22 protein-coding genes are annotated in these 25,734 nt (G+C 73.2%); 12 read left to right on the top strand and 10 right to left on the bottom strand.

Features of this window, described 5'->3' with window-relative positions; translation table 11 throughout:
* Positions 1-33: 33 nt before the first annotated feature.
* The gene (gene soxR, locus IEZ12_RS07305) at positions 34-525 is read right to left on the bottom strand and encodes a redox-sensitive transcriptional activator SoxR (RefSeq protein ID WP_100586940.1); all 492 of its coding nucleotides are present in this window, start codon (positions 523-525) and stop codon (positions 34-36) included.
* Between the two features lie 65 nt (positions 526-590).
* Between soxR and IEZ12_RS07300 the strand changes: the two genes are divergently transcribed.
* Both IEZ12_RS07300 and IEZ12_RS07295 read left to right on the top strand, forming a co-directional pair.
* On the top strand, positions 591-1,295 hold the full coding sequence (locus IEZ12_RS07300; RefSeq protein WP_189271303.1) for a thiamine pyrophosphate-binding protein: 705 nt from the start codon (positions 591-593) through the stop codon (positions 1,293-1,295).
* 50 nt (positions 1,296-1,345) lie between these two features.
* Positions 1,346-2,251: a transketolase family protein gene (locus IEZ12_RS07295; RefSeq protein WP_189271302.1), complete on the top strand. Its 906-nt coding sequence runs from the start codon at positions 1,346-1,348 to the stop codon at positions 2,249-2,251.
* 34 nt (positions 2,252-2,285) lie between these two features.
* Here the strand turns inward: IEZ12_RS07295 and treZ are convergent, their stop codons facing one another.
* Genes treZ through glgX form a run of 3 tightly spaced genes read right to left on the bottom strand, consistent with a single transcriptional unit; the run spans position 2,286 to position 8,591 of the window.
* Positions 2,286-4,019, bottom strand: coding sequence for a malto-oligosyltrehalose trehalohydrolase (gene treZ / locus IEZ12_RS07290; protein WP_189271393.1), 1,734 nt, complete (start codon positions 4,017-4,019; stop codon positions 2,286-2,288).
* Positions 4,019-6,409, bottom strand: a complete 2,391-nt coding sequence (gene treY, locus IEZ12_RS07285) for a malto-oligosyltrehalose synthase (protein WP_189271301.1) — start codon at positions 6,407-6,409, stop codon at positions 4,019-4,021. Before treY ends, treZ begins: the two co-directional genes overlap by 1 nt.
* Positions 6,410-6,467: 58 nt before the next feature.
* On the bottom strand, positions 6,468-8,591 hold the full coding sequence (gene glgX / locus IEZ12_RS07280) for a glycogen debranching protein GlgX (protein ID WP_189271300.1): 2,124 nt from the start codon (positions 8,589-8,591) through the stop codon (positions 6,468-6,470).
* 437 nt (positions 8,592-9,028) lie between these two features.
* On the opposite strand from glgX, the gene IEZ12_RS07275 reads away from it, so the two are divergent.
* Positions 9,029-10,282, top strand: a complete 1,254-nt coding sequence (locus IEZ12_RS07275) for a DUF5919 domain-containing protein (RefSeq protein WP_373295447.1) — start codon at positions 9,029-9,031, stop codon at positions 10,280-10,282.
* Positions 10,283-10,385: 103 nt separating this feature from the next.
* Positions 10,386-11,090 (top strand): exonuclease domain-containing protein, encoded by a 705-nt coding sequence (locus tag IEZ12_RS07270; RefSeq protein ID WP_100586934.1) that lies wholly within the window; start codon positions 10,386-10,388, stop codon positions 11,088-11,090.
* A gap of 21 nt (positions 11,091-11,111) precedes the next feature.
* On the opposite strand, the gene IEZ12_RS07265 is transcribed toward IEZ12_RS07270, so the two are convergent.
* The 4 genes from IEZ12_RS07265 to IEZ12_RS07250 all read right to left on the bottom strand — a co-directional run bounded on the left by IEZ12_RS07265 (position 11,112) and on the right by IEZ12_RS07250 (position 16,889).
* The gene (locus IEZ12_RS07265) at positions 11,112-12,545 is read right to left on the bottom strand and encodes a S1 RNA-binding domain-containing protein (RefSeq protein ID WP_189271299.1); all 1,434 of its coding nucleotides are present in this window, start codon (positions 12,543-12,545) and stop codon (positions 11,112-11,114) included.
* 88 nt (positions 12,546-12,633) lie between these two features.
* Positions 12,634-13,614 carry a polysaccharide deacetylase family protein gene (locus IEZ12_RS07260; protein WP_189271298.1) on the bottom strand — a complete coding sequence of 327 codons (981 nt, stop codon included), beginning with the start codon at positions 13,612-13,614 and terminating at the stop codon, positions 12,634-12,636.
* 131 nt (positions 13,615-13,745) lie between these two features.
* The gene (locus tag IEZ12_RS07255) at positions 13,746-14,633 is read right to left on the bottom strand and encodes a phosphotransferase enzyme family protein (RefSeq protein WP_189271297.1); all 888 of its coding nucleotides are present in this window, start codon (positions 14,631-14,633) and stop codon (positions 13,746-13,748) included.
* A gap of 48 nt (positions 14,634-14,681) precedes the next feature.
* Entirely contained in the window at positions 14,682-16,889 is a 2,208-nt protein-coding gene (locus IEZ12_RS07250; protein ID WP_189271392.1) for an MMPL family transporter, read from the bottom strand.
* 511 nt (positions 16,890-17,400) lie between these two features.
* Here IEZ12_RS07250 and IEZ12_RS07245 point away from each other — a divergent pair.
* The 3 genes from IEZ12_RS07245 to IEZ12_RS07235 all read left to right on the top strand — a co-directional run bounded on the left by IEZ12_RS07245 (position 17,401) and on the right by IEZ12_RS07235 (position 22,002).
* The gene (locus tag IEZ12_RS07245) at positions 17,401-19,569 is read left to right on the top strand and encodes an MMPL family transporter (protein WP_189271296.1); all 2,169 of its coding nucleotides are present in this window, start codon (positions 17,401-17,403) and stop codon (positions 19,567-19,569) included.
* Positions 19,570-19,880: 311 nt separating this feature from the next.
* A complete protein-coding gene (locus IEZ12_RS07240) occupies positions 19,881-20,084 on the top strand; it encodes a cold-shock protein (RefSeq protein ID WP_043913331.1) in 204 nt (67 codons plus the stop codon).
* Between the two features lie 172 nt (positions 20,085-20,256).
* Positions 20,257-22,002 carry a DEAD/DEAH box helicase gene (locus IEZ12_RS07235; RefSeq protein ID WP_229847313.1) on the top strand — a complete coding sequence of 582 codons (1,746 nt, stop codon included), beginning with the start codon at positions 20,257-20,259 and terminating at the stop codon, positions 22,000-22,002.
* Between the two features lie 75 nt (positions 22,003-22,077).
* Here the strand turns inward: IEZ12_RS07235 and IEZ12_RS07230 are convergent, their stop codons facing one another.
* A complete protein-coding gene (locus tag IEZ12_RS07230) occupies positions 22,078-22,527 on the bottom strand; it encodes a MarR family winged helix-turn-helix transcriptional regulator (protein WP_189271295.1) in 450 nt (149 codons plus the stop codon).
* Between the two features lie 126 nt (positions 22,528-22,653).
* Between IEZ12_RS07230 and IEZ12_RS07225 the strand changes: the two genes are divergently transcribed.
* The 5 genes from IEZ12_RS07225 (at position 22,654) to IEZ12_RS07205 (ending at position 25,437) form a co-directional block, all read left to right on the top strand.
* A complete protein-coding gene (locus tag IEZ12_RS07225) occupies positions 22,654-23,160 on the top strand; it encodes a hypothetical protein (protein ID WP_189271294.1) in 507 nt (168 codons plus the stop codon).
* Between the two features lie 128 nt (positions 23,161-23,288).
* The gene (locus IEZ12_RS07220; protein ID WP_043913321.1) at positions 23,289-23,615 is read left to right on the top strand and encodes a type VII secretion target; all 327 of its coding nucleotides are present in this window, start codon (positions 23,289-23,291) and stop codon (positions 23,613-23,615) included.
* Positions 23,612-24,547 carry a WXG100 family type VII secretion target gene (locus tag IEZ12_RS07215; protein WP_189271293.1) on the top strand — a complete coding sequence of 312 codons (936 nt, stop codon included), beginning with the start codon at positions 23,612-23,614 and terminating at the stop codon, positions 24,545-24,547. Before IEZ12_RS07220 ends, IEZ12_RS07215 begins: the two co-directional genes overlap by 4 nt.
* A gap of 25 nt (positions 24,548-24,572) precedes the next feature.
* Positions 24,573-25,178 (top strand): hypothetical protein, encoded by a 606-nt coding sequence (locus IEZ12_RS07210; RefSeq protein ID WP_189271292.1) that lies wholly within the window; start codon positions 24,573-24,575, stop codon positions 25,176-25,178.
* A gap of 37 nt (positions 25,179-25,215) precedes the next feature.
* A complete protein-coding gene (locus tag IEZ12_RS07205; RefSeq protein ID WP_189271291.1) occupies positions 25,216-25,437 on the top strand; it encodes a hypothetical protein in 222 nt (73 codons plus the stop codon).
* 25 nt (positions 25,438-25,462) lie between these two features.
* Here IEZ12_RS07205 and IEZ12_RS37905 read toward each other — a convergent pair.
* The coding region (locus IEZ12_RS37905) for a CbiX/SirB N-terminal domain-containing protein (protein WP_308431008.1) at positions 25,463-25,734 on the bottom strand (272 nt) is incomplete at its 5' end.

The raw sequence follows: 25,734 nt of genomic DNA, 5'->3' as shown, positions 1-25,734 counted from the left end.
GACGGATGGCCGAAACCGGTCCCTCCGGCCAGGTTAGCGATCCGGTCCGACAGCGGGTTCGGGCCCGTCGTCCGGGTCGCGGGTGAGCAGGTAGCGGGCGCCGGGCCCGGCGGCGGCGGCCCGGTCGTCGGCGTTGTACAGCAGGCAGCGGCTCAAGGAGAGGCAGCCGCAGCCGATGCAGCCCGTCAACTTGGCCTTCATCAGCTGGAGTTCGGCGATCTGTCGGTCGATCCGGTGCTGCCAGGCGCCGGCCACGGTGTGCCAGTCGCGGGGCGTGGGCGCGCGGTCCACGGGCAGTCGGGCGAGCGCGGTGCGGACCTCCTCCAGGGAGAGTCCGACCTGCTGGGCGGCCCGGACGAAGGCGATCCGGCGCAGCGCCGCGCGCGGGTAGCGGCGCTGGTTGCCGGTGGTGCGTTCGGCGTGGATCAGGCCGAGGCTCTCGTAGTAGCGCAGCGCGGAGGTGGCGAGGCCGCTGCGCTCGGCGAGCTGGCCGATGGTGAGGCGGTCGTGCCGGGTGGGCGTCATGGCCCGGAACACTACCGGCGCACGGCCTTGACCTGAAGCGCACTTGAAGTTGGATCCTCGTTGGCATGACGAGCGAAGCAACGCGCACTCCCGGCGGTTTCGACGAACTGCCCCACCTGATCTCGCTGATGACCGGCGACGAGAAGCACTCGCCGGCCGCGAACTCCACCCTGGACGCGCTGTGGGTGCTGTACGACCGGGTGCTCAAGGTCGGCCCGGCCACCGTGGACGCGCCCGACCGGGACCGCTTCCTGCTGTCCAAGGGCCACGGCCCGATGGCGTACTACGCGGTGCTGGCCGCGAAGGGCTTCTTCCCGGTGGAGCTGCTGCCGAGCTTCGGGTCGTACGACTCGCCGCTAGGCCACCACCCGGACCGGCTGCTGGTGCCCGGCGCGGAGATCGGCTCCGGGTCGCTGGGGCACGGGCTGCCGCTGGCCGTGGGCACCGCGCTGGGCCTGCGGGCGCAGGGCCTGCACGCCCCGGCGGTGTGGGTGCTGATCGGGGACGCCGAGTTCGACGAGGGCAGCAACCACGAGGCGGTGGCGTTCGCCGGGGCGTACGGCCTGGAGCGGCTGCACGCGGTGGTGATCGACAACTCCTCGGCCACGCACGGCTGGAACGGCGGCATCGCGGCCCGGTTCGCGGGCGAGGGCTGGTCGACGGCCACCGTGGACGGCCGCGACCACGAGGAGCTGTACCGGGCGTACACCGCCCCGCACCCCGGCCGCCCGCACGTGGTGGTGGCCCGCACCGAGCCCAAGTTCGGCTGAGCACCCAAGAGCAGCTGCCCGAGAACGACCGAGAGCGGAGACCGCAGACCATGACCACCCAGGAGTTCACCATGCGCGACCAGTTCGCGCTGACCACCGCCGAGCTGCTCGACCAGGACCCGCGCACCGCCCTGGTGCTGGCCGACATCGGCGCCGCCCAGTTCCCCGAGGCGGCCAGCGCCCACCCCGACCGGGTGGTGAACGTCGGCATCCGCGAGCAGCTGCTGATCGGCGTCGCCGGCGGCCTGGCGCTGACCGGGATGCGGCCGATCGCGCACACCTTCGCCAGCTTCCTGATCGAGCGGCCCTTCGAGCAGGTGAAGCTGGATCTGAACCACCAGGGCGTCGGCGCGGTGCTGGTGAGCGCGGCCGGTTCCTACGACTGGCCGGCCGGCGGGCGCACCCACATGGCGCCCGGCGACGTCGCCCTGCTGGACACCCTCCCCGACTGGCACGTGCACGTCCCCGGCCACCCCGCCGAGGCCGACCTGCTGCTGCGCCACGCCGTCGCGGCGGGCGACAGCCTGCAGTACGTGCGGCTGTCCGTCCAGCAGAACCGCGAGGCCCGGCCGATCGTCCCGGGGCGATTCCTGACGGTCCGTGAGGGCGCCCGGGGCGTGGTGCTGGCGGTCGGCCCGATGCTGGACGCGGTGCTGGAGGCCACCGAGACGCTGGACGTGACGGTGCTGTACGCGGCCACCGTGCGGCCGTTCGACGCGGCGGGCCTGCGGGCGGCGATCGGTGGCCGGGCCGACGTGGTGCTGGTCGAGCCGTACCTGGCCGGCACCTCGGAGCGCGAGGCGCACCGGGCGCTGGAGCAACTGCCGCACCGCGTCCTCGGGTTGGGCGTGCCGGTGGCCGAGCACCGGCACTACGGGTCGCTGCCCGAGCACCTGGCGGCGTACGGCCTGGACGCGGCCCACCTGCACGCCCGGATCGCCGCCTTCCTGTGGTGAGGCTCGGCCTGTGGTGAGCCCGGCCCGGGGCGAGTCAGGCCGTGCGCAGCACCGCCACCGCGTCCGGCCCGAGCAGCACCGCACCGTTCGCCCCGGCCTTCACCTCGCCGAACGAGGCCTCCAGGGCGGCGAGTTCGCCCTCCAGCGGGACGGCGGCGGGCTGCTCGCCGCCGAGCCTGGCCAGCACCCGGTAGCGGCCCCGGTGCACGGCCAGCCAGCCCTCCGCCGCGTCGTGCCGCACCCGCACCGCCGCCAGGTCGCCGGCCGCCAGCTCGGGCGCGGTGCGCCGCAGCCGGATCAACTCCCGGTGCCAGGCAAGCAGTTCGGCATGCGGGGCGCGGCCCGGCTCGGACCAGTCCAGGGTGGAGGCGCGGACGGTGGCCGCGTCCTGCGGATCGGGGACGTCCTCGGCGCGCCAGCCGTGCTCGGCGAACTCCCGACGCCGGCCCTGCCGGACGGCCTCGGCGAGCTGCGGGTCGGTGTGGTCGGTGAAGTACTGCCAGGGGGTGGACGCCCCCCACTCCTCGCCCATGAACAGCATCGGCGTGAAGGGCGAGGTGAGCACGAGGGCCGCTGCGGCGGCCAGCCGGCCGGGCGGAAGCGACGCCGACAGCCGGTCGCCGGTGGCCCGGTTCCCGATCTGGTCGTGGGTCTGCGCGTAGCCCAGCAGCCGGTGCCCGTAGGCCGACGGGAACGGGCGGCCGTGCGAGCGGCCCCGGAACGAGGACGGGCTGCCGTCGTGGAAGAAGCCGCGGGTGAGGGTCTTGGCGAGCGCCGCCCACGGGTCGGCCGCGAAGTCCGCGTAGTAGCCCTGGCTCTCGCCGGTCAGCAGCGCGTGCAGCGCGTGGTGGAAGTCGTCGCTCCACTGCGCGGTCAGCCCCAGCCCGCCGGCCTGCCGGGGCGCGGTGGTCCGCGGATCGTTCAGGTCCGACTCGGCGACCAGGAACAGCGGGCGGCCGGTGGCCTCCGCCAACTCCTCTACGGCGGCCGCGAGTTCCTCCAGGAACGGCAGCGCCCGGTCGTCCGCCAGCGCGTGCACCGCGTCCAGCCGCAGCCCGTCGATCCGGTAGTCGCGCAGCCAGGCCAGGGCGCTGCCGATCAGGTACGCCCGGACCTCGTCCGAGCCCGGCGCGTCCAGGTTCACCGCCGCGCCCCACGGGGTCCGGTGCCGGTCGGTGAAGTACGGGCCGAACCGGGGCAGGTAGTTGCCGGACGGGCCGAGGTGGTTGTGCACCACGTCGAGGATCACGCCGAGGCCGCGCAGGTGCGCCGCGTCCACGAAGCGCTTCAGCCCGTCCGGGCCGCCGTACGGCTCGTGGACCGCCCACGGCGCCACCCCGTCGTAGCCCCAGCCGTGCCGGCCCGGGAACGGGCAGACGGGCATCAACTCGACGAAGTCCACGCCGAGTTCGACCAGGTGGTCGAGGCGGGCGGCGGCCCCGTCGAAGGTGCCCTCGACGGTGAAGGTGCCCACGTGCAGCTCGTACACCACCGCGCCCGGCAGCGGGCGGCCCCGCCAGGCCGTCCCCGACCAGTCGAACGCGGCGTGGTCGACGGGGCGGCTCAGCCCGTCCGGGCCGGACGGCTGGCGGGGCGAGCGCGGATCGGGCAGCGCCGGGCCGCCGTTCAGCCGGAAGCCGTAGTCGCCGTCCGGGCCGTCCCCGTGCCACCAGCCCGGGTGCGCCGGATCGCGCTCCAGCAGGTACGGGATCGCCCCGACCTCCACCTCGACCACCCTGGCCTTCGGCGCCCACACCCGGTACCGCATCATGCCCCCTTCACCAGCAGCGCCACCGGCAGCTGCTGGAACAGATACGCCAGTTCGACCGCCCCGCCGGTGAAGCGACGGCCCGTCAACCGGTCCGTCCAGCGGCCCGGCGGCAGCTCCAGCAGGGTGCCGCGCCAGCCGCCCGACCGGAGCAGCCCGTACGGCAGCCGGGTCGCCGCCCCCACCACCTGCCGGCCGCGGGCGAACGCCACCAGGTGCTCGGCCGCCGGGCCGATCCCCGTCAGCGGGCGGTAGGCGCCCAGCGGGCCCTCGCGGCGCAGGTGCAGGGCGGTGGTGGTCAGGTGCAGCTTCTCCCGGGCCAGGTCGCCGGGGCGCGGCGCGGCCGCGTCGGTCAGCCGCACCGCCAGCGCGTCCAGGTCCACCGGGGCCCGGTTGTCCGGGTCGACCAGCGTGTACAGCGGCTCCTCGCCGCCCTGGAACACGTCCGGCACGCCCGGCGCCAGCAGGTGCAGCAGCGCCGCCGACAGCGAGTTCACCCGGGCGAACGGCTCCAGCATGCCGACGAACCCGGCGATCCGCGGACACAGCCCCGGATTGGCCAGCGCGTCCCGCACGTACTGGGCGAGCCGCTGCTCGAACACCTCGTCCGGCGCCGTCCACGAGGTGCGGCGCTTCGCCTCCCGCACCGACTTCAGCACCACGCCCAGCAGCCGCTCCTCGGTCAGCGGCCACGCCGCCAGCAGGGTCTGCCACAGCAGCCACGCCGAGGCCCGGTCCGGGCACGGCCCGGCCGCCACCGTCCACGCCGCGCACTCCGCCGCCCACGCCTCCGGCAGCTCCGCCAGCACCGCGAGCCGGGCCCGGGCGTCCGCGCTGCGCTTGGTGTCGTGGGTGGACAGCGCCGTCATCGCGTGCGGCCAGTGCTGCTCCTGCTGCTCGCACCAGCGGTGGAAGTCCGCCGGGGCGACGCCCGGGTGCTCGGGGAGGCCGCCGACCTCGTTCAGCGACAGCAGCGCGTTGAACCGGTAGAACGCGGTGTCCTCCACGCCCTTGGCCGCCACCGCCGAGGCGGTCTGGCCGAAGCGGTGGCAGAACTCGTCCTTCGCGGGGGAGCGGCCCAGCGCGCCGAGCGCGAGGCGGCGCACCAGCAGCTCGGTGTCCGACGCGCCCTCGGGCGGGGCGAGCGCCTCGGCGGCCTCGGCCGGGGCCGGCTCGCCCGGCACCACGTACGGGCGGTACACCGGGTACTCGGTGAGCAGGCCCTCCAGCGCCCGGCGCACCGCCAGCGGCGAGTGGTCGGCCAGCTCCGGGCCGTCCGCGCAGATCCGCTCGACCAGGCGCACCAGCCGGTCGGTCTCCGCGGACAGCGCGCCGTCCGGCGACACCATCTCGGCCCGGCCGATCAGCGCCGACGCCGCCGCGTCCGCCCGGTCGCCGACGTCGCGCCGGTAGGTGATCGTCAGTCGTTCCGCGCCCAGGTGGTCGGTCAGCACGCCGTCGATCCGGCGCAGCGCGTCGTAGCCGGTGGTGCCCGCGCACGGCCAGTCGGCGGGCAGCCGCTCGTCGCCGGTGAGGATCTTCTCCACCACCGTGTACGCGCCGCCGGTGGCCTCCGCGAGGCGCCGCAGGTAGCCGCGGGGGTCGGCCAGCCCGTCGGGGTGGTCGATCCGGAAGCCGTCCAGGACGCCCTCGCGGTGCAGCCGCAGCAGCACCGCGTGCGTCGCCTCGAACACCTCCGGGACCTCCATCCGCACCGCGATCAGCTCGTTCACGGTGAAGAACCGCCGGTAGTTGATCTGCTCGTCGGCCAGCTTCCACCAGGCCAGGCGGTACCACTGGCGGTCCAGCAGCTCCGGCAGCGGCAGGTGCGCGGTGCCGGGGCGCAGCGGGAACTCGTGCTCGTGGTAGCGCAGCACCTCGCCGTCCACCGTCAGCGCGCCGAGCTCCGCGCCGAGGCGGCCGCCGAGCAGCGGCAGCAGCAGGCGGCCGCGCCCGGGGGCGTCGACCGGGCCCGACTGGGCGGTCCAGTCGATGTCGAACCAGGCGGCGAACGGGTCGTCGGGGCCGTTCGCCAGCACCTGCCACAGCGGCCGGTTCAGCTGCTCCGGCACCGGCAGCGCCATGTGGTTGGGCACCACGTCCGCGATCAGGCCGAGGCCGTGTCGCCGTGCGTGCGCCGAGAGCTCGCGCAGCGCCTGCTCGCCGCCCAGCTGCTCGGCGACCCGGCCGTGGTCGACCGTGTCGTAGCCGTGCGTGGAGCCCGGCACCGCCTCCAGCAGCGGCGACAGGTGCAGGTGCGAGACGCCGAGCGCCGCCAGGTACGGCACCGCCCGGCGGGCGTCGTGCAGGGTGAACTCCGGCTGCAACTGGAGCCGGTAGGTGGCCGTCGGGAAGCGGGCCGTCGAAGGGCGCGCGGCGACTGACGTCATAGCCGCATCCCTACCCGGACCGCCCGGGGCCTACCGCCCATTGCCCCGAACGGGGTGACTACGCCGGTCGCTGCAGCACCAGCAAGGAGCGGTCCGGCAGGTGCAGGGTGTCGCCGGCCTTGGCGCGCGGGCCGGTGCCGGGCGCGGGGAGGGCGGGCAGCGCGGTGTCGACGACGACCTGCCAGGCCTCGCCGTGACCGGCCGGGACGGTGAAGGCGATCGGCTCCGAGTGGGCGTTGAACATCAGCAGGAACGAATCGTCGACGATCTTGCCGCCGCGCCGGTCCGGCTCGGAGATGGCGTTGCCGTTCAGGAAGACCGTCAGCGACTTCGCGTACGAGGTCGACCAGTCCGGATCGGTCATCTCCTCGCCGCCCGGGGTGAACCAGGCGATGTCGGTCAGCGCGTCGTGGGTGCCGGAGACCGGGCGGCCGTGGAAGAACCGGCGGCGGCGGAAGACCGGGTGGTCGCGGCGCAGCCAGATCATGCCCTGGGTGAACTCCAGCAGCCGGCTGTCCGCCTGCTCGCCCTCCCGGCTCGGCCAGGCCACCCAGGTCAGCCCGGAGTCCTGGCAGTAGGCGTTGTTGTTGCCGTGCTGGGTGCGGCCCAGCTCGTCGCCGTGGGAGAGCATCGGCACGCCCTGGGAGAGCATCAGGGTGGCGATGAAGTTGCGCTGCTGGCGGGCTCGCAGCTCCAGCACGCCCGGGTCGGTGGTGTCGCCCTCCGCGCCGCAGTTCCACGAGCGGTTGAAGGACTCGCCGTCCCGGTTGTCCTCCCGGTTGGCCTCGTTGTGCTTGTCGTTGTACGACACCAGGTCGCGCAGCGTGAAGCCGTCGTGGCAGGTGACGAAGTTGATCGAGGCGATCGGGCGGCGGCCGTCGTCCTGGTACAGGTCGGAGGAGCCGGTCAGCCGGGAGCCGAACTCGGCCAGGGTGGCGGGCTCGCCGCGCCAGAAGTCACGGACGGTGTCGCGGTACTTGCCGTTCCACTCGGTCCACAGCGGCGGGAAGTTGCCGACCTGGTAGCCGCCCTCGCCGAGGTCCCACGGCTCGGCGATCAGCTTGGCCTGCGAGACCACCGGGTCCTGCTGGACCAGGTCGAAGAACGAGGACAGCCGGTCCACCTCGTGGAACTGCCGGGCCAGCGTCGCCGCCAGGTCGAAGCGGAACCCGTCCACGTGCATCTCGGTGACCCAGTAGCGCAGCGAATCCATGATCATCTGGAGCACGTGCGCGGAGCGCATCAGCAGCGAGTTGCCGGTGCCGGTGGTGTCCTCGTAGAACCGCTGGTCCTTCGCCAGCCGGTAGTACGAGGCGTTGTCCAGGCCGCGGAAGGACAGCGTCGGCCCGAGGTGGCTGCCCTCCGCGGTGTGGTTGTACACCACGTCGAGGATCACCTCGATGCCCGCCGCGTGCAGCGCCTTCACCATCGACTTGAACTCCTGCACCTGGTGCCCGCGGTCGCCCGTCGAGGAGTACGAGGAGTGCGGGGCGAAGAAGCCGATCGTGTTGTAGCCCCAGTAGTTGGACAGCCCCAGGTCCCGCAGCCGGTGGTCGCGGACGAACTGGTGCACCGGCATCAGCTCGATCGCCGTCACGCCCAGCTTCGCCAGGTGCTCGATCACCGCCGGGTGCGCCAGGCCCGCGTACGTCCCGCGGATCTCCTCCGGGATGCCCGGGTGCCGCCTGGTCAGGCCCTTCACGTGCGCCTCGTACACCACCGTGCGGTGGTAGTCGGTGCGCGGCGGCCGGTCGGTGCCCCAGTCGAAGTACGGGTTGATCACCACCGAGTGCATGGTGTGCGGCGCCGAATCCAGGTCGTTGCGGCGCTCCGGCGCGCCGAAGTGGTAGCCGTACACCGACTCGTCCCAGTCGATGTGGCCGCTCATCGCCTTCGCGTACGGGTCCAGCAGCAGCTTCGACGCGTTGTGCCGCAGACCCAGCCCGGGCTGGAACGGGCCGTGCACCCGGAACCCGTAGCGCTGGCCCGGCTGGACGCCCGGCAGGTACGCGTGCCGCACGAAGGCGTCGGTCTCGCGCAGTTCGACCGCCGTCTCCGAGCCGTCCTCGGCGATCAGGCAGAGCTCGATCCGGTCCGCGCTCTCGGAGAACACCGCGAAGTTGGTGCCCGCGCCGTCGTAGGTGGCGCCGAGCGGGTAGGGCTGCCCCGGCCAGACCTGCATGTGTCCTCAACTTCCCCGTGCCAGACGCCAATCGGCGCTCCCACGGGCGGTCACCCGGTGGAGCGCCCGAGCATGTGCGGGCGTCAGTGGCGCGACGGGCGTGATGCACCGCACATCCGCATACTCCTCGCCGGACGGCCGAACCCGGCGTCCATCCGCGTCCATTCGCCCGTTGTTCGCCCGGACGGGTGTCCCGGCTTCCGGGCCGGACAGCCCGCCGTGGCCGGGCCGTGACGGACTGTCGGCCGCAGCGGTGCGCGCCGCGGTGCGTGCTGTCAAGAGGGCTGTGTCGCGGCCACCGAGGGCGATACCCTTGATCGTCCGGACCGCGAGAACCCCGGGCCCGTGTGCGGCCGGCGACCAGGGGCCGTCACGGTGGACCGAGTCAGCGGACAGCCCGTCAGTCGGCGGGCGGCGGGCGAGAGGTGAGGTGGCGGATGGCGTTCCCCGCCGACGGCGACGGACCCGACCCGCGGGCCGGCGGCAGCGAGGCCCCGACGCTGGTCGTCCGCACCGGCGGCGGCCGCGGATCGCTGCCCCCGCAGGGCGGCCCCGTCGAGGGCATGCCGCCCGCCTGGGCCGCCGACCAGTGGGAGGACGCCTACCGCCGGGTCCGGCTGGCCGGCCGCGCCTACGTCTGGCTCAACCTGGTCGAACAGCGGATGCGCGCCCTGGTCCACGAAGTGCTGCGCCCCGTCTACGCGCCCGTGCACGGCGAGGAGTGGGTCACCGCCGCCGCCGGACCGGTCGGCGAGGAGTGGGTGCACCGGGCCGCCGCCGTCCGCGAGGTCTCCCGCCGCAAGGGCTACCTGCTCGACCCCGTCGACGACGACCCGCTGGTCTTCCTCACCCTGCCGCAGCTGCGCGAACTCATGGTCCAGCACTGGCCGTGCTTCGAACCCCACCTGGTGGACCGCCGCGAGGTCGAACTCGCCCTCGACGAACTCGAGGTCGCCCGGCACGTGGTCTCCCGCAACCGGGCGCTCACCCAGACCGTCCTCGACCAGACCGAACGGGCCGCCGCCCGCCTGCTCGCCGTGCTCGACGGCACGCTCGGCGGCGTGCCCGCCGACGTCGTCGAGGAACTCGTCGCCGGCCGCTACTCCGACGTGGTCGCCGTCCACCCCGACCGGGTCCGCCTGCAGCGCGACCTGCCCGTCGAGGACCTGCTCGACGGCGCCCGGCGGCTCGACGCGGTCGGCATCGGCCTCGGCATGCTCTGCCAGAACTACACCGGCAAGCGACTGGTGCGGCTCGCCGCCGACGGCTGCCGGGTGCGGCTGCTCTTCCTCAACCCGGCGAGCAGCGCGGTGCGCCGTCGCGAACGCGAACTCGGCATCGGGCGTGGCGAGTTGGGTCGATCGGTGGAGATGAACATCATGCACGTGCGCCGGGTGAGGGCCCGGCTGCGCGACCCCGGCAGCTTCGAGATCCGGGTGTTCGACGAACTGCCCCGGTTCACCGCCTACCTGGTCGAGGGCCCGCGGACCACCGGCGCGGGCGGACGCCGGCGCTCCACCGACCTCGGCGTCGTCCAGCCCTACCTGCGCCGGGCCCGCGGCATCGAATCGCCCGCCCTGGTGCTGCGCGGCGGCGCCGGACAGGAGGCCGGCGGCACCGAACCCGGCCTGCTGGAGGTCTACCGGGAGGAGTTCGAGGACCTTTGGGGAGACTCCCGCGCGGTGTCCTGACCAGCAGGATCGCGCCCCGTGGAGCGGACGCGCCGTCGGCGCTGTCACAGCGGCAGGCGATGATGGTCCGCGTCTTGGCAGTGCCGACGGAAGGACACACCCCATGACCTGGTGGAAGGGGCCGCTCACCGGTTTCGACCTGGAGACCACCGGCACCGACCCGGAGGAGTCCCGGATCGTCACCGCCGCCGTGGTCGACACCCTCGGCGGCCGTGTCGAAGGGGCCACCAACTGGCTGATCGACCCCGGCGTCCCGATACCCGCCGAGGCCACCGCCATCCACGGCATCACCGACACCGAGGCCCGCACCCACGGCCGGCCCGCCGCCGAAGCCGTCGAGGAGATCGCCCGCGCCCTGCACCAGCGGCTCGCCGCCGGCCGGCCCGTGGTCGCCTTCAACGCCCCCTACGACCTGTCGCTGCTCGACGCCGAACTGCGCCGCCACGGCCGCCCCACCCTCGCCGACCGTCTCGGCGGGCCGGTCACCCCCGTGGTCGACGCCATGGTGGTCGACCGCGCCCTCGACAAGTACCGCAAGGGCTCCCGCACCCTGCAGCGGGTCTGCGAGGTCTACGGGGTCGAACTCCACGACGCCCACGAGGCCGGCAGCGACGCGCTCGCCGCCGTCCGGGTCGCCGTCGCCCTCGGCCACCGCTACCCCCAGGCCGGCGACCTGCCGCTGGACGAGCTCCACCGGCGGCAGATCGACTGGTACCGCACCTGGGCCACCGACCTGCAGGCCTGGCTGCGCCGCAAGGACCCGGCCGCCACCGTCGACCCGCGCTGGCCGCTCAAGGCGGCGTCCTGAGGACGGTTTCGCGGCTGCCGATCAGTCGAGCGCCCGGCGGCGGGACAACAGGAACCGCTGCCGGGCCAGGTCGACCTCGGTGATCCGCACGGTCAGCGGGTCGCCGACCCGAACGGCCTCCCCGGCCGACTCGGCCTCGGGGACCAGCCCTTGAAGACCGTCCGGCCGGTCCTCGATCCGGACGAAGAGGCCGAACGGCGCCACCTTCGTCACCACGCCGTCCACCAACTCTCCGACACGATCGGCCAGTTGCGTGAGCGGATTGTCCTGCAGGGCCTTCAGCGACAGATACAGCTCCTCGCGCACCAGGTCGGCGCCGAGCACCGCGGCCGTGACCTGCCGGCCCACCGCGACGACGGCCGACGGGTCGCCGATCCACCGCCAGGACAGCTCCGGCTGCCGGATCCGGACGGTGAAGCCGTCGACGTCCACGAAGGTGACGGTGTCGGCGATCCCGGTGACCGTGCCGGTGACGGCCTGCCCCGGGCGCAGCGCGTTCAGGAACGCCCAAGTCCGGTCGCACGGCGACCAGGTGGTGCGCCAACGGGCCCGCAGGACGCCGTCCGGGTCGGGCAGCACCGCGGCGGACAGCGGCCGGTGCTCGTCGACCGTGGTCGGCAGCGCGGCGGCGGCCCGCGCGCCCGCGGCCAGGGCCGCCAACTCCTCGCGCTGCTCCCCGTCCACAAGGACGCCGGTGATCGTGCCCGCAGCGTCCTCCCGGACGAACTCCACCCGGCCGTCCTCGGGGACCGAGGCCAGCACGGCCGCCACGTCGGTGGACAGCGGCGGCCAGACGGTCAGCATCGCGCGCGGTGCGAGCCCCGCGCGGACCGCGTCGACGCTGTCGGGTGTCAGGCGGTGCCGGCGGGAGACGTGCTGGATGGGTGACTCCTCCAGGACGCCGGCCTGCCCGGAGGCGACCAACCAGTGCACCCGCGCCCAGAACTCCTCGTCGGCGGGCCGCTGCGGGCCGTCCGGCTCCTCGGGCTCCTCCGAGTAGGGCGACTCCGGTATCGGCTCCGGGAACAGGCCGAGCCGACGGGCGCGGGCCGCGGCGCGCTCGCACGGCCGGTCGGTGCCGATGTACATGTACTGGTCGTAGCCGATGTGCACGAAGAACTCGTCGCCTGCCTCCAGCCGACACCAGCCAGCGGCGTCGCGGAGCATGATCCGCACCAACTCCAGTGCCGCCGCCAACGAGACCTCTGCGCCGTCGTGGAACCCCTGCAGGCCCGGGAACAGGTCCTCCAGGGGGCCGGTGTCCCCACTGACCCCCGGATCGCGGACGGACAGCCGGTCGACGCCGCACTCCTCGGCGAACGCGACCACGGCCTGCAGGTAGGCCGCCTCGATCGGCCCGCGGTCGCTGTCGACGTCGTCGTCGGCCAGGTAGCGGCCGCGCTCGTCGCGGTTGGCGGGGTCGTACTTGGTGACGCGGTGCACGAACTTCGGCACGCTGCTCCCGGGCCGGTCGGCGGACGGTGGCCGCGCGACCTAGGCGGCGTCCCGACAGACCGTCAGGACGCCACGGCCGAACGGCCGGTCAGGACTGCGGGAAGTCGAAAGTGTAGCCCTGCGCCACCATCCACGGCAGCAGCTGCTTCAGGGCCGCCACGGTCTGGCTGCGGTCGCCGCCGCCGTCGTGCATCAGCACCACGCTGCCCGGGCGGAGGTTCTGCTCCACGGTGTTGACGATCGACTGCACGCCCGGGCGGGACCAGTCGCGCGGGTCGACCGACCAGCCGAGGGACTTCATGCCCTGGTCGGCGCCGATCTTCTCGTTCTCGGCCGTGAAGTCGCCGCCCGGGGCGCGCCACCAGGTGATCTGCGCGTTGCCGCCGGCGGCGTTCTCGATCTGCGTCTTGGCGTCGGCGATCTCCGCCACCTGCTGCTGGTGCGACTGGGTGTGCATCGGCTGCGGGTGGTCGACGGTGTGGTCGCACAGGCGGTGGCCCTCGGCGACGATCCGCTTGACCGCCGCCGGGTTCGCCTTCGCGTTGTCGCCGATCTCGCAGAACGTCGCCTTCGCGTCGTACTTCGCCAGCAGGTCCAGCACCTGGCCGGTGGCCGGGCCCGGGCCGTCGTCGAAGGTCAGCGCCACGGTCCTGCCGCCCGAGGCGGTGTGGTGCAGCACGTTGGTGGCCGGGGCGGGGGTGTGCTGCCCGCCGGCCGGCCTCGACGCGCCGGAGCCCGGTGCGGACGGGGTGGTGGCGCCGGTCGCCGGCGCGGACGGCGCGGTGGTCGCTGCTGTCGACCCGGCGCCGCCAAGGGTCTGGCTCGGCGAGGCGAACGGGGACGAGGAGACCCCGCTCGGGGTCGGCCGGGCCGCGATCGAGGAACTCCCGCTCCCGCTCGGCGTCGTGCTCGTGCTCGCGCTCGGCGTCGCCGAGGGCTGCGCGGCGTCCCCCGCCGCGAGGGGGGTGCCGTGCGCACCGCACGCCGCCAGCAGGGCCGGGGCGAGCAGTGCGGCGGACACGCCGAGGAGAAGAGGACGACGACGGGCGGATATGCGGGACTTCACCATGGAACGACTCCTGACGTCGTACCGCGGCCGCCGATGCGGCGGGGCGTCTGGTGGGATACGACGCCGGGCACGAACGAGGTGGTTCCGTCCGGGTGTGCGCTGCGCCACAGGGCGGGCACCGAACGGAGCGGTCAGAACGCGAACCAGCGTACTGCCGCCTCGCCGTCACGCAGCGAGTCGACGCGGCGACGGAACTCGGCCCGGGCGGACGGGTTTCCGGCCGTCTGCTGGGCCACCCAGGCGGCGCTCGCGGTCTCCCGCGCGCCGCGCAGCACCGCGAATCCCGGCCACTCCCGGACGTCCCAGCCGTAGGCCGTGTTGAACGCCGCAACCTCCTCGGCCGGTACGCCGTACCGGTCCTGACTGAGCGCCAGCACCACCAGGTCGTGCTCGCGCAGGTCCGAGGCCATGTACTCCAGGTCGAGCAGCACCGGGCCGGCGGGGGTGATGTGCACGTTGCGGGGCAGGGCGTCGCCGTGGATCGGGCCGAACGGGATATAAGGGGTCAATTCGGAAATAGCGGTGACAAAGGTCTCTTTCCGGTCACGGAGGAAGGCGGCGTCCGCCGGATCGATGTGACCCTCCGCGGTCGCCAGCCAGCTGTCCACCGGGGCGAGCAGGTCGCGCCGGCCGAGCGGCGCCGGCGGGGCGGGCTCCGCGGGCAGGGCGTGCAGGGCGCGCAGCAGCGGGGCGAGGTCGGCGGGGCGGGCCGGGCGGACGGCGGGCTCCAGCCGGTGCCACAGCGTGACGGGGTGCTCCTGGGCGAGGTGCACGACGGGGTCGGCCGGGCGGACCACCGGCACGCCCGCGCCGTCCAGCCAACCGGCCAGCGCGAGTTCGCGGGCGGCCCGGTCGGCCGAGCCGGGGGTGCGGCCGACCTTGGCGACCAGGCCGAGCTCCGGCAGGTCGAAGACGGCGTTCTGGCCGAGCGAAATGAGCGTGGCCCCGGCCGGGTCGATGCCGGCCGGGGCGCACGCCTGCTGCAGGAGGGCCTGGGCCCCCGATTCGTCGAAGATCACCTGCTCATTGTCGGCGAACCGGGGGCGTTCCAGGCGGGAGGGGGTGGGTCAGCCGACCAGCTCGTGCTCGTCGCGGCCGCGGTGGGCTCCGGTGCCGGCCGGGGCGGCGGCGGGCGCCTCGCCCTCCAGCCGGGGCAGCCAGTGCAGCCAGCGCGGCAGGTACCAGTTCCGGTCGCCGAGCAGCGACATCACGGCGGGGAGCAGGACGGCGCGGATCACCGTGGCGTCGATCAGGACGGCGACGGCGAGGCCGACGCCCATCTGCTTCATCACCTGCATGGAGAGCGTCCCGAAGACCGCGAACACGCCGACCATGATCACGGCGGCGCTGGTGACCACGCCGGCGGTGGTGCGGATGCCGTGGGCGACGGCCGCGCCGGTGGGCAGGCCGCGGTCGTACGCCTCCTTGATCCGGGAGACCACGAAGACGTGGTAGTCCATCGACAGGCCGAAGAGGATCACGAACAGGAACAGCGGGATCCAGCTCTCCACCGCGCCGACGCCGTCGGTGCCGATCAGCGAGGCGCCGAAGCCGTGCTGGAAGACCAGCGTCAGCACGCCGTAGGCGGCGCCGACCGAGAGCAGGTTGAGCAGCACGGCGGTGACGGCGATGGACAGCGAGCGGAACGAGCAGAGCATCAGCAGGAAGGCGAAGGCGACCACGAACCCGAAGACCGGGAGCATCGAGCCGGACATCTGCTTGTTGAAGTCGACCGAGCCGGCGGTGCTGCCGGTGACCGGGGCCTCGGCGCCGGCGATCCTCCCGACCGTGGCGGGCACGACCTGCTCGCGCAGCACCTTCAGCGCCTCGGCGGAGGTGGTGTCGTTGCCGGTGCCGTAGAGCGGGATGTCGACCGTGGCGACGTTCTGCGCGGCGTGCACCGTCAGGCTGGTGGGGCCGTGCATCCTGCCGGTGGCGAGGGCCTTGGACTGGAGATCGGCGAGCGCCTGCGTCATCTCGGGCGAGGAGATGTCCTTCGCCCTGACCACCACGGTGGCGGGGGAGGGGCTGCCGGGGAAGGCGTCCTGGATCCGCTGCGAGACGGCCACCAGGGTGTTGTCCTTGGGCAGTTGCTGCTGGAACGTCAGGTTGGCGGTGTGCATGGTGAGCATCGGCGCGGCGATCGCCAGCAGGGCGGCGGTGGCCAGGCCGGCGGCGGCCAGCGGGTGGCGCAGCACCGGGGTGAGCACCGCGTTCCAGAACCGGCTGCCCTCGCCTGCGCCGCGGCGCAGGCGGTGCAGGAACGGGATCCGACCCTTCTCCACCCGGTCTCCGAGCAGCGACAGCAGGGCGGGCAGCACCGTCAGCGAGCCGAGCACGGCGGTGATCACGACCAGGATGGTGGCGAAGGACATCGCCTTGAAGGTGGCGATGCCGGTGAGGAACATGCCGGCCATCGCGACCACGACCGTGATGCCGGAGACCAGCACGGCGCGGCCGCTGGTGGCGGCGGCGATCCGCAGCGCCGTCTCGGCGTCGTGCCCGGCGGCGCGCTCCTCGCGCTCGCGGCGCAGGTAGAACAGGCAGTAGTCGACGCCGACGGCGAGGCCGACCAGCAGCATCACCGAGGAGGCGTCGTTGCTGGTGTGCAGCAGGCCGGAGGAGAGCGCGACCAGGCCGGAGGCGGCGACGAAGGCGGTGAGCGCCAGCACCACCGGGAGGACCGCGGCCACCAGCGCGCCGAAGGCGACCAGCAGGATGCCGAGGGCGAGCGGCACGGCCGTCCACTCGGCGCGGGCGAAGTCGTCGCTGAACTGCTCGTTGAACCACTTGCCGGCGCTGGCCTCGCCGAACTCCTCGACCAGCAGCTCGGGGTGCTGCTTCTGCACGGCCGTCACCGCGTCCATCACCGCGGGCACGTTGGCCACCGCCGTCTCGCGGTCCTCCCCCTTGACCGTGAACTGGATCAGCGCGGAGTGCTTGTCGCCGGAGACCGCGCCCGTCTCGTACGGGCTGTGCAGCTCGCCGGCCTTGCCGGTGGCCCGGACGGCGGCGCCGACCTGCTCGACGACGGCCTTGAACGCCGGGTCGTCGGCCGTCAGCGTGCGGCTCTGCACCAGGACGGTCTCGCCGGCCGGGGACTTGATGCCCGCGTCGTCCAGGATCTTGGCGGCCTGCGCGACCTGGCCCGGCATCTGCTCGGCGTCGGTGACCTTGGTGGCGCCGTGCACGCCGCCGAGGTAGGCGGCGAGGACGACGAAGAGCAGCCACCCGAAGACCGCGGTCTTTCTGTGGCGGGCGCTCCAGGCGCCCATCGTGGCGGCGATTCCATGCTTCACGGTAGGTGTTCCCCCAGGGGTGTCGGGCGGGTGCGGGCCGCCCGGGTCGACGGGCCGCCGGGCTGCGTCCGGCGGCACAACAGACGCTATGAGCTGGGAATCTGACGAACCATCCGGCTAGTCACCGACTTTTCCCTGGTCCTGTCCTCAGGGGTGAATAGGGGGTTAGCCCTACCCTCGGGCTCGGGTTCTCCTCCTTGAGGGCAGCCGGACGTCCACCCTGAGGGGGAGCGATCTCCACCCCGGGCACGAGGTGGGAAGGGCCCCGGCCGGGTGACGATGGATCAGGGTCGGCTCCGTGGCCGCCCCAGGGGGCGTAGAACGAAACCCACTTGCCGGGCGGCAAGCAAGGTCCCGTAGGATGCCCACTGTTACTTACCTGCCGACCGGCTAGGCCCTGCCGAGGGTTTCGCGTGCCGGTCCTGCCGTTGCCCGGTACCCCGTCCTGCGGCTGCGGTGAACCATGCCCAGGGGAGGCATTTCGAGCATGTTCCACCGACTTGGACACTTCGTCGTCAAGCGGGCCTGGTGGGTGATCATCGCGTGGGTGATCGGCTCCATAGCCCTGATCGCCACCGCTCCGAAGATGAGCGCCTCGACCGACGAGTCAGAGTTCCTGCCGAAGCACTACGAGTCCATCCGGGCCGCCGTGGTCCAGCAGGACAAGTTCCCGGCCGAGTTCACCCCCAGCGCGATCCTGATGTTCGAGCGCACGGACGGCGGCGCGCTCACCGACGCCGACAAGGCCGACATCGCCAAGATCACCAAGGGCCTCACCGACAAGCACATCCCGCTGGTCGAGCAGGTCATCCCCCCGATGGAGGGGCGGACGATCTCGCAGGACGGTCACTACGCGATGGGCATGGTCTCCATCGACAAGACCAAGATGCAGACCGACGAGTACCTGACGGCCGCCAAGGACGTGCGCGACGAGGGCAAGGAACTGGCCAAGGGCACCGCGCTGAAGTACCAGGTCGGCGGCCAGGCCGCGATGGGCCTGGACCAGAAGGAGTCCTCCAGCGCCACCGACGCGATCACCATGGTCGCCACCGTGGTCCTGATCGTGGTCATCGTCGGCGTGATCTTCCGCGGCATCCTGGTCGGCTGGCTGCCGGTGCTGCTGTCGATGTTCCCGATGATCGCGGCCTCCGGCCTGATCGCCTTCGTCACCAAGCTGTTCGACCTGAAGTCCTCGCCGATCGCCTCCGCGATCGACATCGTGGTGATCCTCGGCGTCGGCACCGACTACTTCCTGTTCCTGATGTTCCGCTACCGCGAGCGCCTGCGGGCCGGCGACGACCGCAAGGCCGCCGTGGCCAACGGCGTCGGCCGGGTCGGCGAGGCGATCGCCTCGGCGGCCGGCGCGGTCACCGTCGCCTTCGCGGTGCTGCTGCTCTCCGAGCTCGGCATGTTCACCGCGCTCGGCCCGGCGCTGGCGATCTCCGTCGTCGTCACCGCGCTCGCCTCGCTCACCCTGACCCCGGCGCTGCTCGCCGTCATCCCCGCCAAGGCCACCTTCTGGCCCGGCCGCAAGTGGATGCAGGAGCCGGAGGGCGCCCGCTTCCACAAGCTCGGCCGCGCGGTCGGCCGTCGCCCCGGTCTGATCGCGCTGGTCTCCGGCGGCCTGCTGGTGGTCCTGTCGCTGGCCGGCCTCGGCTACCAGGGCACCTTCGACATGGCGAAGAGCATGATGCCGAAGGACAAGGAGTCCATGGTCGTCATGGACGCCATCGGCAAGGGCTTCTCGGCCGGTGCGGCCGACCCCACGCACGTCTTCCTGACCACCGGCACCAAGGCCGGCGGCAAGCTCGACCCGAACGCCCTGGGCGGCTTCGGCGCCAAGCTGGGCCAGGTTCCCGGCGTCGCCACCGTCCAGCCCGAGCCCAAGCTCAGCGAGGACGGCACCACCGCCGACTTCGTCGTGATGCTCAAGGACTCCGCGGCCAGCAACGCGGCGATCGACACCGTCACCAAGGTGCGCACGGCCGCCCACGCGGCCGCCCCCGCCGGCTCCGAGGCACTGGTCAGCGGCACCTCGTCGGTGTACAAGGACATCAACCTGGCGATGGCGCACGACTACAAGCTGGTCTTCCCGGTGGCGGGCGTGCTGATCCTGCTGATCCTGGGCCTCCAGCTGCGCAGCGTGGTCGCGCCCTGGTACCTGATGGCCTCGGTCGGCCTCGGCTTCGCGGCCACGCTGGGCGCCACCACGGTGGCCTTCCTCAAGCTCGGCTCCGAGTCCGGCCTGATGTTCATGCTGCCGATCTTCATCTACCTGTTCGTGGTGGCGATCGGCACCGACTACAACATCCTGATCATCGCCCGGCTCCGGGAGGAGGCCCGCGAGGGCCGCAGCCCCCGCGAGGCGGCCAAGGAGGCGATCCGGCACGCCGGTCCGACCGTCGCCGCAGCCGGCTTCATCCTGGCGGCGTCCTTCGCGACCTTCATGCTGGCCGGCAACGTGCTCTTCGCCGAGCTGGGCTTCGCGCTGGCCATCGGCATCGTGCTGGCGGCCTTCGTGATGGCGATGTTCTTCACCCCGGCGATCACTGCGCTGCTCGGCAAGAAGGCCTGGTGGCCCGGTCACGGCGCGATGCCCGAGCCCGGCCACGAGCCGGTCGGCGAGCGCGAGCCGCAGCCCGTCGGCAGGGCCTGAACGGCCGTCCGCGGGTAGCCGCGGGCAGCACCGAGTGAGAGGGGCATGCGGTCCGGCCGGACCGCATGCCCCTTCGGCGTCGCGGCGAAACACGGTGTGACCAGCGGAACTTTTCCCGCCGTTGACGAGGGTGGCCGTGCTATTGTCGAAGCAGTTGCAGTATTGGTTCCCATGAACGTGTGTGTGCGCCTGCTGGTTCCAACCGACAGGCGCATTTGTTTTGTCCGGTGTTTAGTCTCCGGATGGGGATCGCGGCTACGTGGGGCGCACGAGGTGTGTGTCCCAACGCCCCAGTGAAAGTGGAGACGGTTATGGCTACCGGCACCGTGAAGTGGTTCAACAGCGAAAAGGGCTACGGCTTCATCGAGCAGGACGGCGGCGGCGCTGACGTCTTCGCTCACTACTCGAACATCCAGTCCCAGGGCTTCCGTGAGCTCGTCGAGGGCCAGAAGGTCGAGTTCGACGTGACCCAGGGCCAGAAGGGCCCGCAGGCGGAGAACATCCGCACCATCTGAGTCCCGGCCTACGCCGACTCATTTGTCGCAGGCGAGGGCCCGTACCTCCTCAGGTACGGGCCCTCGTCCATGCCGCCCGACGGCCGGGGCGGCCCCTCCTCCTCGGCGGCCGACATCCCGCCGCCGCGCGTCCCGCGCGTCGGCCGACGGCCCTCCAGGAAGAGGAACACGCATGCCCGAGCAGTCCCGTCCGCAGTCCGGCCCGCAGTCCGCTCCGCGTGGTGACAAGCCGCGCACCCGCAGCGGGAAGCCGCGCACCGGTGCCGCCCGCGGCGAGGGCCGCGTCGGCGCGCCGCGCACCGGTGGTTCGCCCCGTGGCGGCGAGCAGGCCCGTGCCGAGCGCCCGCGCCGGCCGCGTCGGGGCGCCGCCCCGGTGGCCGCGCCCGCCGAAGACTTCACGCCCGTACAGGGCACCCCGTCGCGTCCGCCGGCCGCGAGTTTCGCCGAGCTGAACCTCTCCGCCGGACTGCTGAAGGAACTGGGCGCGCAGGGCGTCACCGAGCCGTTCCCGATCCAGGCCGCCACCCTGCCGGACGCGCTGGCCGGACGCGACGTCCTCGGCCGCGGCCGCACCGGCTCCGGCAAGACCCTGGCGTTCGGCCTGCCGCTGCTGGTGCGCACCGCCGGCAAGCGGGCGACCGCCCGCCACCCGCTGGCCCTGGTGCTGGTGCCGACCCGCGAGCTCGCCCAGCAGGTCACCGAGGCGCTCGCCCCCTATGCCGGGGTGCTCGGCCTGCGGATCACCACCGTGGTCGGCGGCATGTCGATCACCCGCCAGTCCAACCAGGTCCGCCGCGGCACCGAGGTGCTGGTGGCCACCCCCGGCCGACTGGACGACCTGATCCAGCGCGGCGACGTGCGACTCGACGACGTGGCGATCACCGTCCTCGACGAGGCCGACCAGATGGCCGACATGGGCTTCCTGCCGCAGGTCGTCAAGCTGCTGGAGCAGGTCGCCGAGGGCGGGCAGCGGATGCTGTTCTCCGCCACCCTGGACCGCAACGTGGACCGCCTGGTCAACCGCTTCCTCAGCGACCCGGTCACCCATTCGGTGGACCCGTCGGCCGGTGCGGTCACCACCATGGACCACCACCTGCTCCAGCTCGACCCCGCCGACAAGGCCGAGACCACCGCCCGGATCGCCGCCCGCGAGGGCCGAGTGATCATGTTCGTGCACACCAAGCACGGCGCGGACCGGCTCGCCAAGCAGCTGCGCGCCCACGGCGTGGTCGCCGCCGCACTGCACGGCGGCAAGTCGCAGCCGCAGCGCAACCGGGTCCTCGACCAGTTCCGCGACGGCCAGGTCACCGCGCTGATCGCCACCAACGTCGCCGCCCGCGGCATCCACATCGACGGCCTCGACCTGGTCGTCAACGTCGACCCGCCGATCGACCACAAGGACTACCTGCACCGCGGCGGCCGCACCGCGCGGGCCGGCGAGTCCGGCACCGTGGTCACCCTGGTGCTGCCCGAGCAGCGCCGCGAGGTCAACCGCCTGATGAGCATCGCCGGCATCCGGCCCACCATCACCAAGGTCCGCCCCGAGGACGGCGAGCTGAAGCGCATCACCGGCGCGCGGACGCCGTCCGGCGTGGCGGTCGTGCTCCCGGGTCCGGCGACGGCGATCGTCGCGGCCGTGCCCGAGCAGACCGAGAACCGCGGCCGCGGGCGCGGTGGGGCGAAGCCGGCGGACGGCGAGGCGCGACGACGCCCGGCGAAGCGTTCCGGCGGGCTGCCCAAGGACGTCGACATGAGCGGCAACCCGCGCCGCCCCCGGCCCAAGCAGCGCCCGGGCCGCGGGAGTTCGCAGATGGCGGCGGGCTTCATCGGCAAGTCGTCGGGGCGGGCGAAGCCGGGCTCCGGGACGAAGAGCGGCTCCAACTACGGGACGGGGCGGCAGCGGCGCCAGGCCGACTAGTCGGGTGCGAGAACGGGGCGCGTGGGGTACCTCCCAGCCCGGGAGGTACCCCACGCGCCCCGTTCTCGCGCTCTGTCAGTGCGTCGGCTGTGTCGCGCGGACGGTGGCGACCAGCGGGGCCAGCTCCGGGCGCTGTTCTGCGGTGGTGAGGGCCTCGGCGAGCGCCTCGTCGTTGGTGGGGCGGGCCTTGGCGAGCAGGTCGAGGCCGGCCGGGGTGACGTTGGTGTAGATGCCGCGCCGGTCGGTGGGGCAGAGGTAGCGGGCGAGCAGGCCGCGGTCCTCCAGCCGGGTGACCAGGCGGGTGGTGGCGCTCTGGCTGAGCACGACCGCGTCCGCGAGCTGGTTCATCCGGAAGTGGCCGCCGTCGCCGTCGTGCTGCTCGCTGAGCACGTCGAGGACGGAGAACTCACGGACGCTGAGCTCGTGTTCGGCCTGCAGGACACGTTCGAGGTGGGCCTCGATCCGACCATGCAGAGCGGTCAGGGCGCACCAGCCGTGCGCCAGGGCAGGATCCGGGCGGGTCATCGGCCGCGCTCCCTTCCGAGTGGTTTCACTTCGTACAAGCTTAGTCGAGATGTGCAAATTCCCGCGCCTGCAAGTATCGGGGTGGTCGTTCGCGGGAGGTCCGGGCGGAACGCGAGGAGACGGTCGATGGAGCAGCACGCGCGCCTGGACGCGCAGGAGGCGGCGCTGGACGCCCTGCTGGAGGCTCTCGGCGTGCCGGCGGAGGTGCCGCAGGACGACCGGGTGGCGCGCCTCGCCGAGCGGGCCCCGGGCTATGCGCAGTACCACCGGATCGGTCACAAGCGGCAGGCCGCGTACCGGCGGCTGACGGCGGACCGGGCGGCCGCGCACCACGCGTACCCGCTGGTGCTGGCCGCGCTGCTGACCGACGACGACCCGTCCTCGCCGCGCTGGTTCGCACAGGTGCTGCTGACGGTGGGCGGCCGGCAGAGGCTGCAGGAGGAGCTGGTGGCGGCGGTGGCGGCCGACGACCCGCTGCGGCAGGTGTGCGCGGTGGGCGCGTGGCGGTGGGCGGACGCCGCGGACGGACCGCTCGCCGAGCGCTTTCCGGCGGCCCGCCGGGAGGCGGCGGCGCGCTGCGTCGACCCGTGGGCGCGCGAACGGCTGGCCGAGCGGCCGACCCGGCGTCAATAAACCGCAGCGGACTACCTCTTGAGGGCGACGCCGTGTTAGCTTCTTTGCCAATTCATGGTCCTCGCATGGGGTGGCCTATGTCGTCGCCCGCGTCGCGGACCCTGACAACGGGGAAGAGGTACGCCGACATGGCGGGGGAGTTCACGGTCGACCCGGACGCGCTGCGCCGGTTCGCCCGCACCAGTGCCGAACGGGCCGAGCGGCTGCGGGCGATCCGCGCCGAACTCGGCGGACACCAGCTGTCGCCGTCCGCCTTCGGGAAGCTCCCGGAGTCCGACGAGACCGGCCGCGACTACGTGGAGCGCTCCGAGGCGGCGATCGACAACGCCGGGGCCGCTGCCGACACCATGGACCGGATCGCCGAGTACGCCGACGGCATGGCCGGCGCGTACGAGCGCACCGACGAGGGCATCGGGCGGACCATGCAGGCGATCGCCGGAGGGCTGGGCGGATGAGCGGCCCCATCGCGGGCGCCGTCGACGCCTACACGAAGATCAACGACTGGATGACCCCGCTGGGCAGCGTGATCGACGAGATCATGCGTCCCCTCGTGGAACCGCTCGCCGAGCCGCTGGAGTTCGTCACCGGCGACCCGGAGGGCCTGGAGGCCGCCGCCCAGCTGTGGCAGAAGCAGGCCGAGCAGCTGCGCGAAGTGATCGCCGACCAGCGCCGCGACCGGGCCGCCCTCGCGGGCGAGTGGCAGGGCGCGGCGTCCGAGGCGTTCCAGCGTGAACTCGCCGAGTACGAGCAGGCGCTGGAGGACGAGGCGGAGGACATGGCGGGCACCGCCGAACTCCTCACCGAAGCCGCCGCCGAGGCCCGGATGGCGCAGGACCTGGTCGAGACGATCATCCGCGAGCTCATCGAGTGGGCGATCATCACGCTCGCCGCGTCGCTCGCCTTCAGCGTGATCACCGCCGGCATCTCGCTGGCCGCCGAAGCCGCCGCGGCCGCGGCCGAGGGCGCCATCGCCAGTGCCCGGATAGCCAACCTGGTGCGCAAGCTCGCCAGTGCGCTGAAGAAGATCGCCGACGCGATGAAGGCCCTCAAGGCGGTCTCCAAGCGCCCGCACCTCAACCCCAAGAAGCCCTGGACCTGGAACAAGCCGCTGGACGTCGAGGCGTACCTCGCCAAGACCGCCGTCAAGACGGTCGGCAAGGCCGGTCTGCACGGCATCGGCCTGACCGGGAACCCGGCCGGCGAGGCGCTCCAGCAGATCACCCAGAGCGGCGCCGGGATCCTCGCCGACGAGGCCGACGACCGGATCAGCGGCAACCAGGGCCCCAGCACCGGCCTGCGTCAGCACACCGGCATCGCCCAGCCCGCCCAGGCGCCCGAACTCAGCCCCGAGGAACGCCGCCGGCGCTTCGAGGACGCCTTCGGCTGAGCCGACCACCCCAAGGAGAACCCACGTGCTCGACCGGGACCGCCAGTTCGCCGCCCCGTTCCTCGCCGCCGGCGAGCAGTTGCTCGGCGCCGCGCCCGTCTCGCTGGCGCCCGGCATCCCGCGCCCGCCGGAGGAGTTGCTGACGCCGCGCCGGCCCGGCGAGCTGGAACAGAAGCTGGCCAGGCCGTTCAGCCTGCTGCGGCGCGCGTACGCGGTGGTCAACCCGGTGTCCGCGGGCGTCGGCGCCGTCGAGGACCGGATGATGGACGCCGTGCCGGACTCCGTCTGGCACGGCAAGGGCATGGCCGGCGACTGGCACACCACCGCCGGCCGCCTCGTCGTCCGCCTCCACGAGGACGGCGCGAACGGCAGCGCCCTGCTCGTCCTCACCGACCGCCGCCTGCTCCTGCTCGCCGACCGCGCCAAACTCTGGCAGCTCACCGAACAGCACGCCCTCCAGTTCGAACTCCCCCGCCACGAGGTCGCCGCCGCCCACCGCAACGCGAAGGGCGTCACCCAGCGCGGCCGCCTCGACCTGCACTTCCGCGACGGCTCATGGGTCGGCGTCACCACGCCACTGCCGTCGGCGGCCGACGAGCTGGCGGCCGCGTTCCAGGCGTCCGGCTCCTGAGGGCCGGGACCGGGACGGTCACGCCGACGAGGACCGGGTGAGCCTCCTGGTGCGGGGCGTCTTGGCCCTGATGAGTTCCGCGAAGGTTCCGTCGGCCGTTTCGCTGGGGATCGAGGTCGTTTCCGTCCCCTCGTTCGAGGCTCCGCTGCTGCGCTGTGAATTCGCGGTCCTGAGCGAGGTGTTGGGTGACGGCCGAGCGGCTCTCGCGCTGGACGCCGATCGATTCTCGGCGAGCGACCTCTGGTTCGCGACCATTTGAGATCGAATCAGGAATCGGCGATCCGTCAGGCGGTGCGAGCCGCGGAGGTCGCGATCGCCGCCTCGGCATGGCGGGCGAGGACGAGCCGGGCGAGTTCGGGCGCGGCGCCGAGGGTGGGCGCGAGGTGGTCGGCACCGGAGGCGGTGGCTGCCGTGGCGATGCGGTCCGGGAGGAGTCCCGGGGCGAGGAGGTACGGGGCGACGGCGGTGGTGCGGACGGCCGGGTCGGCGCGGAGGGCGGCGAGGGCGTCGGTGACGGTGGGGGCGGTGGCGGAGGCGTAGGCGGTCCCGACGGCGG

This window comes from Kitasatospora griseola, assembly GCF_014648555.1.
Taxonomy (GTDB): Bacteria; Actinomycetota; Actinomycetes; order Streptomycetales; family Streptomycetaceae; genus Kitasatospora; species Kitasatospora griseola.
The sequence above is the reverse complement of the archived record's forward strand: the minus strand, read 5'-3'. Positions and strand labels throughout refer to the sequence as shown.

Excerpts from the sequence above, each read along its gene's own strand:
- IEZ12_RS07225 (WP_189271294.1), top strand. The coding sequence starts at position 22,654 with ATGGAGCAGCACGCGCGCCTGGACGCGCAGGAGGCGGCGCTGGACGCC.
- IEZ12_RS07295 (WP_189271302.1), top strand. The coding sequence starts at position 1,346 with ATGACCACCCAGGAGTTCACCATGCGCGACCAGTTCGCGCTGACCACC.
- treY (WP_189271301.1), bottom strand. The coding sequence starts at position 6,409 with ATGACGTCAGTCGCCGCGCGCCCTTCGACGGCCCGCTTCCCGACGGCC.
- IEZ12_RS07235 (WP_229847313.1), top strand. The coding sequence starts at position 20,257 with ATGCCCGAGCAGTCCCGTCCGCAGTCCGGCCCGCAGTCCGCTCCGCGT.
- IEZ12_RS07245 (WP_189271296.1), top strand. The coding sequence starts at position 17,401 with ATGTTCCACCGACTTGGACACTTCGTCGTCAAGCGGGCCTGGTGGGTG.
- IEZ12_RS07260 (WP_189271298.1), bottom strand. The coding sequence starts at position 13,614 with ATGGTGAAGTCCCGCATATCCGCCCGTCGTCGTCCTCTTCTCCTCGGC.
- IEZ12_RS07250 (WP_189271392.1), bottom strand. The coding sequence starts at position 16,889 with ATGGGCGCCTGGAGCGCCCGCCACAGAAAGACCGCGGTCTTCGGGTGG.
- IEZ12_RS07270 (WP_100586934.1), top strand. The coding sequence starts at position 10,386 with ATGACCTGGTGGAAGGGGCCGCTCACCGGTTTCGACCTGGAGACCACC.
- IEZ12_RS07275 (WP_373295447.1), top strand. The coding sequence starts at position 9,029 with ATGGCGTTCCCCGCCGACGGCGACGGACCCGACCCGCGGGCCGGCGGC.
- IEZ12_RS07220 (WP_043913321.1), top strand. The coding sequence starts at position 23,289 with ATGGCGGGGGAGTTCACGGTCGACCCGGACGCGCTGCGCCGGTTCGCC.
- IEZ12_RS07240 (WP_043913331.1), top strand. The coding sequence starts at position 19,881 with ATGGCTACCGGCACCGTGAAGTGGTTCAACAGCGAAAAGGGCTACGGC.
- IEZ12_RS07215 (WP_189271293.1), top strand. The coding sequence starts at position 23,612 with ATGAGCGGCCCCATCGCGGGCGCCGTCGACGCCTACACGAAGATCAAC.
- soxR (WP_100586940.1), bottom strand. The coding sequence starts at position 525 with ATGACGCCCACCCGGCACGACCGCCTCACCATCGGCCAGCTCGCCGAG.
- IEZ12_RS07300 (WP_189271303.1), top strand. The coding sequence starts at position 591 with ATGACGAGCGAAGCAACGCGCACTCCCGGCGGTTTCGACGAACTGCCC.
- IEZ12_RS07230 (WP_189271295.1), bottom strand. The coding sequence starts at position 22,527 with ATGACCCGCCCGGATCCTGCCCTGGCGCACGGCTGGTGCGCCCTGACC.
- treZ (WP_189271393.1), bottom strand. The coding sequence starts at position 4,019 with ATGCGGTACCGGGTGTGGGCGCCGAAGGCCAGGGTGGTCGAGGTGGAG.
- glgX (WP_189271300.1), bottom strand. The coding sequence starts at position 8,591 with ATGCAGGTCTGGCCGGGGCAGCCCTACCCGCTCGGCGCCACCTACGAC.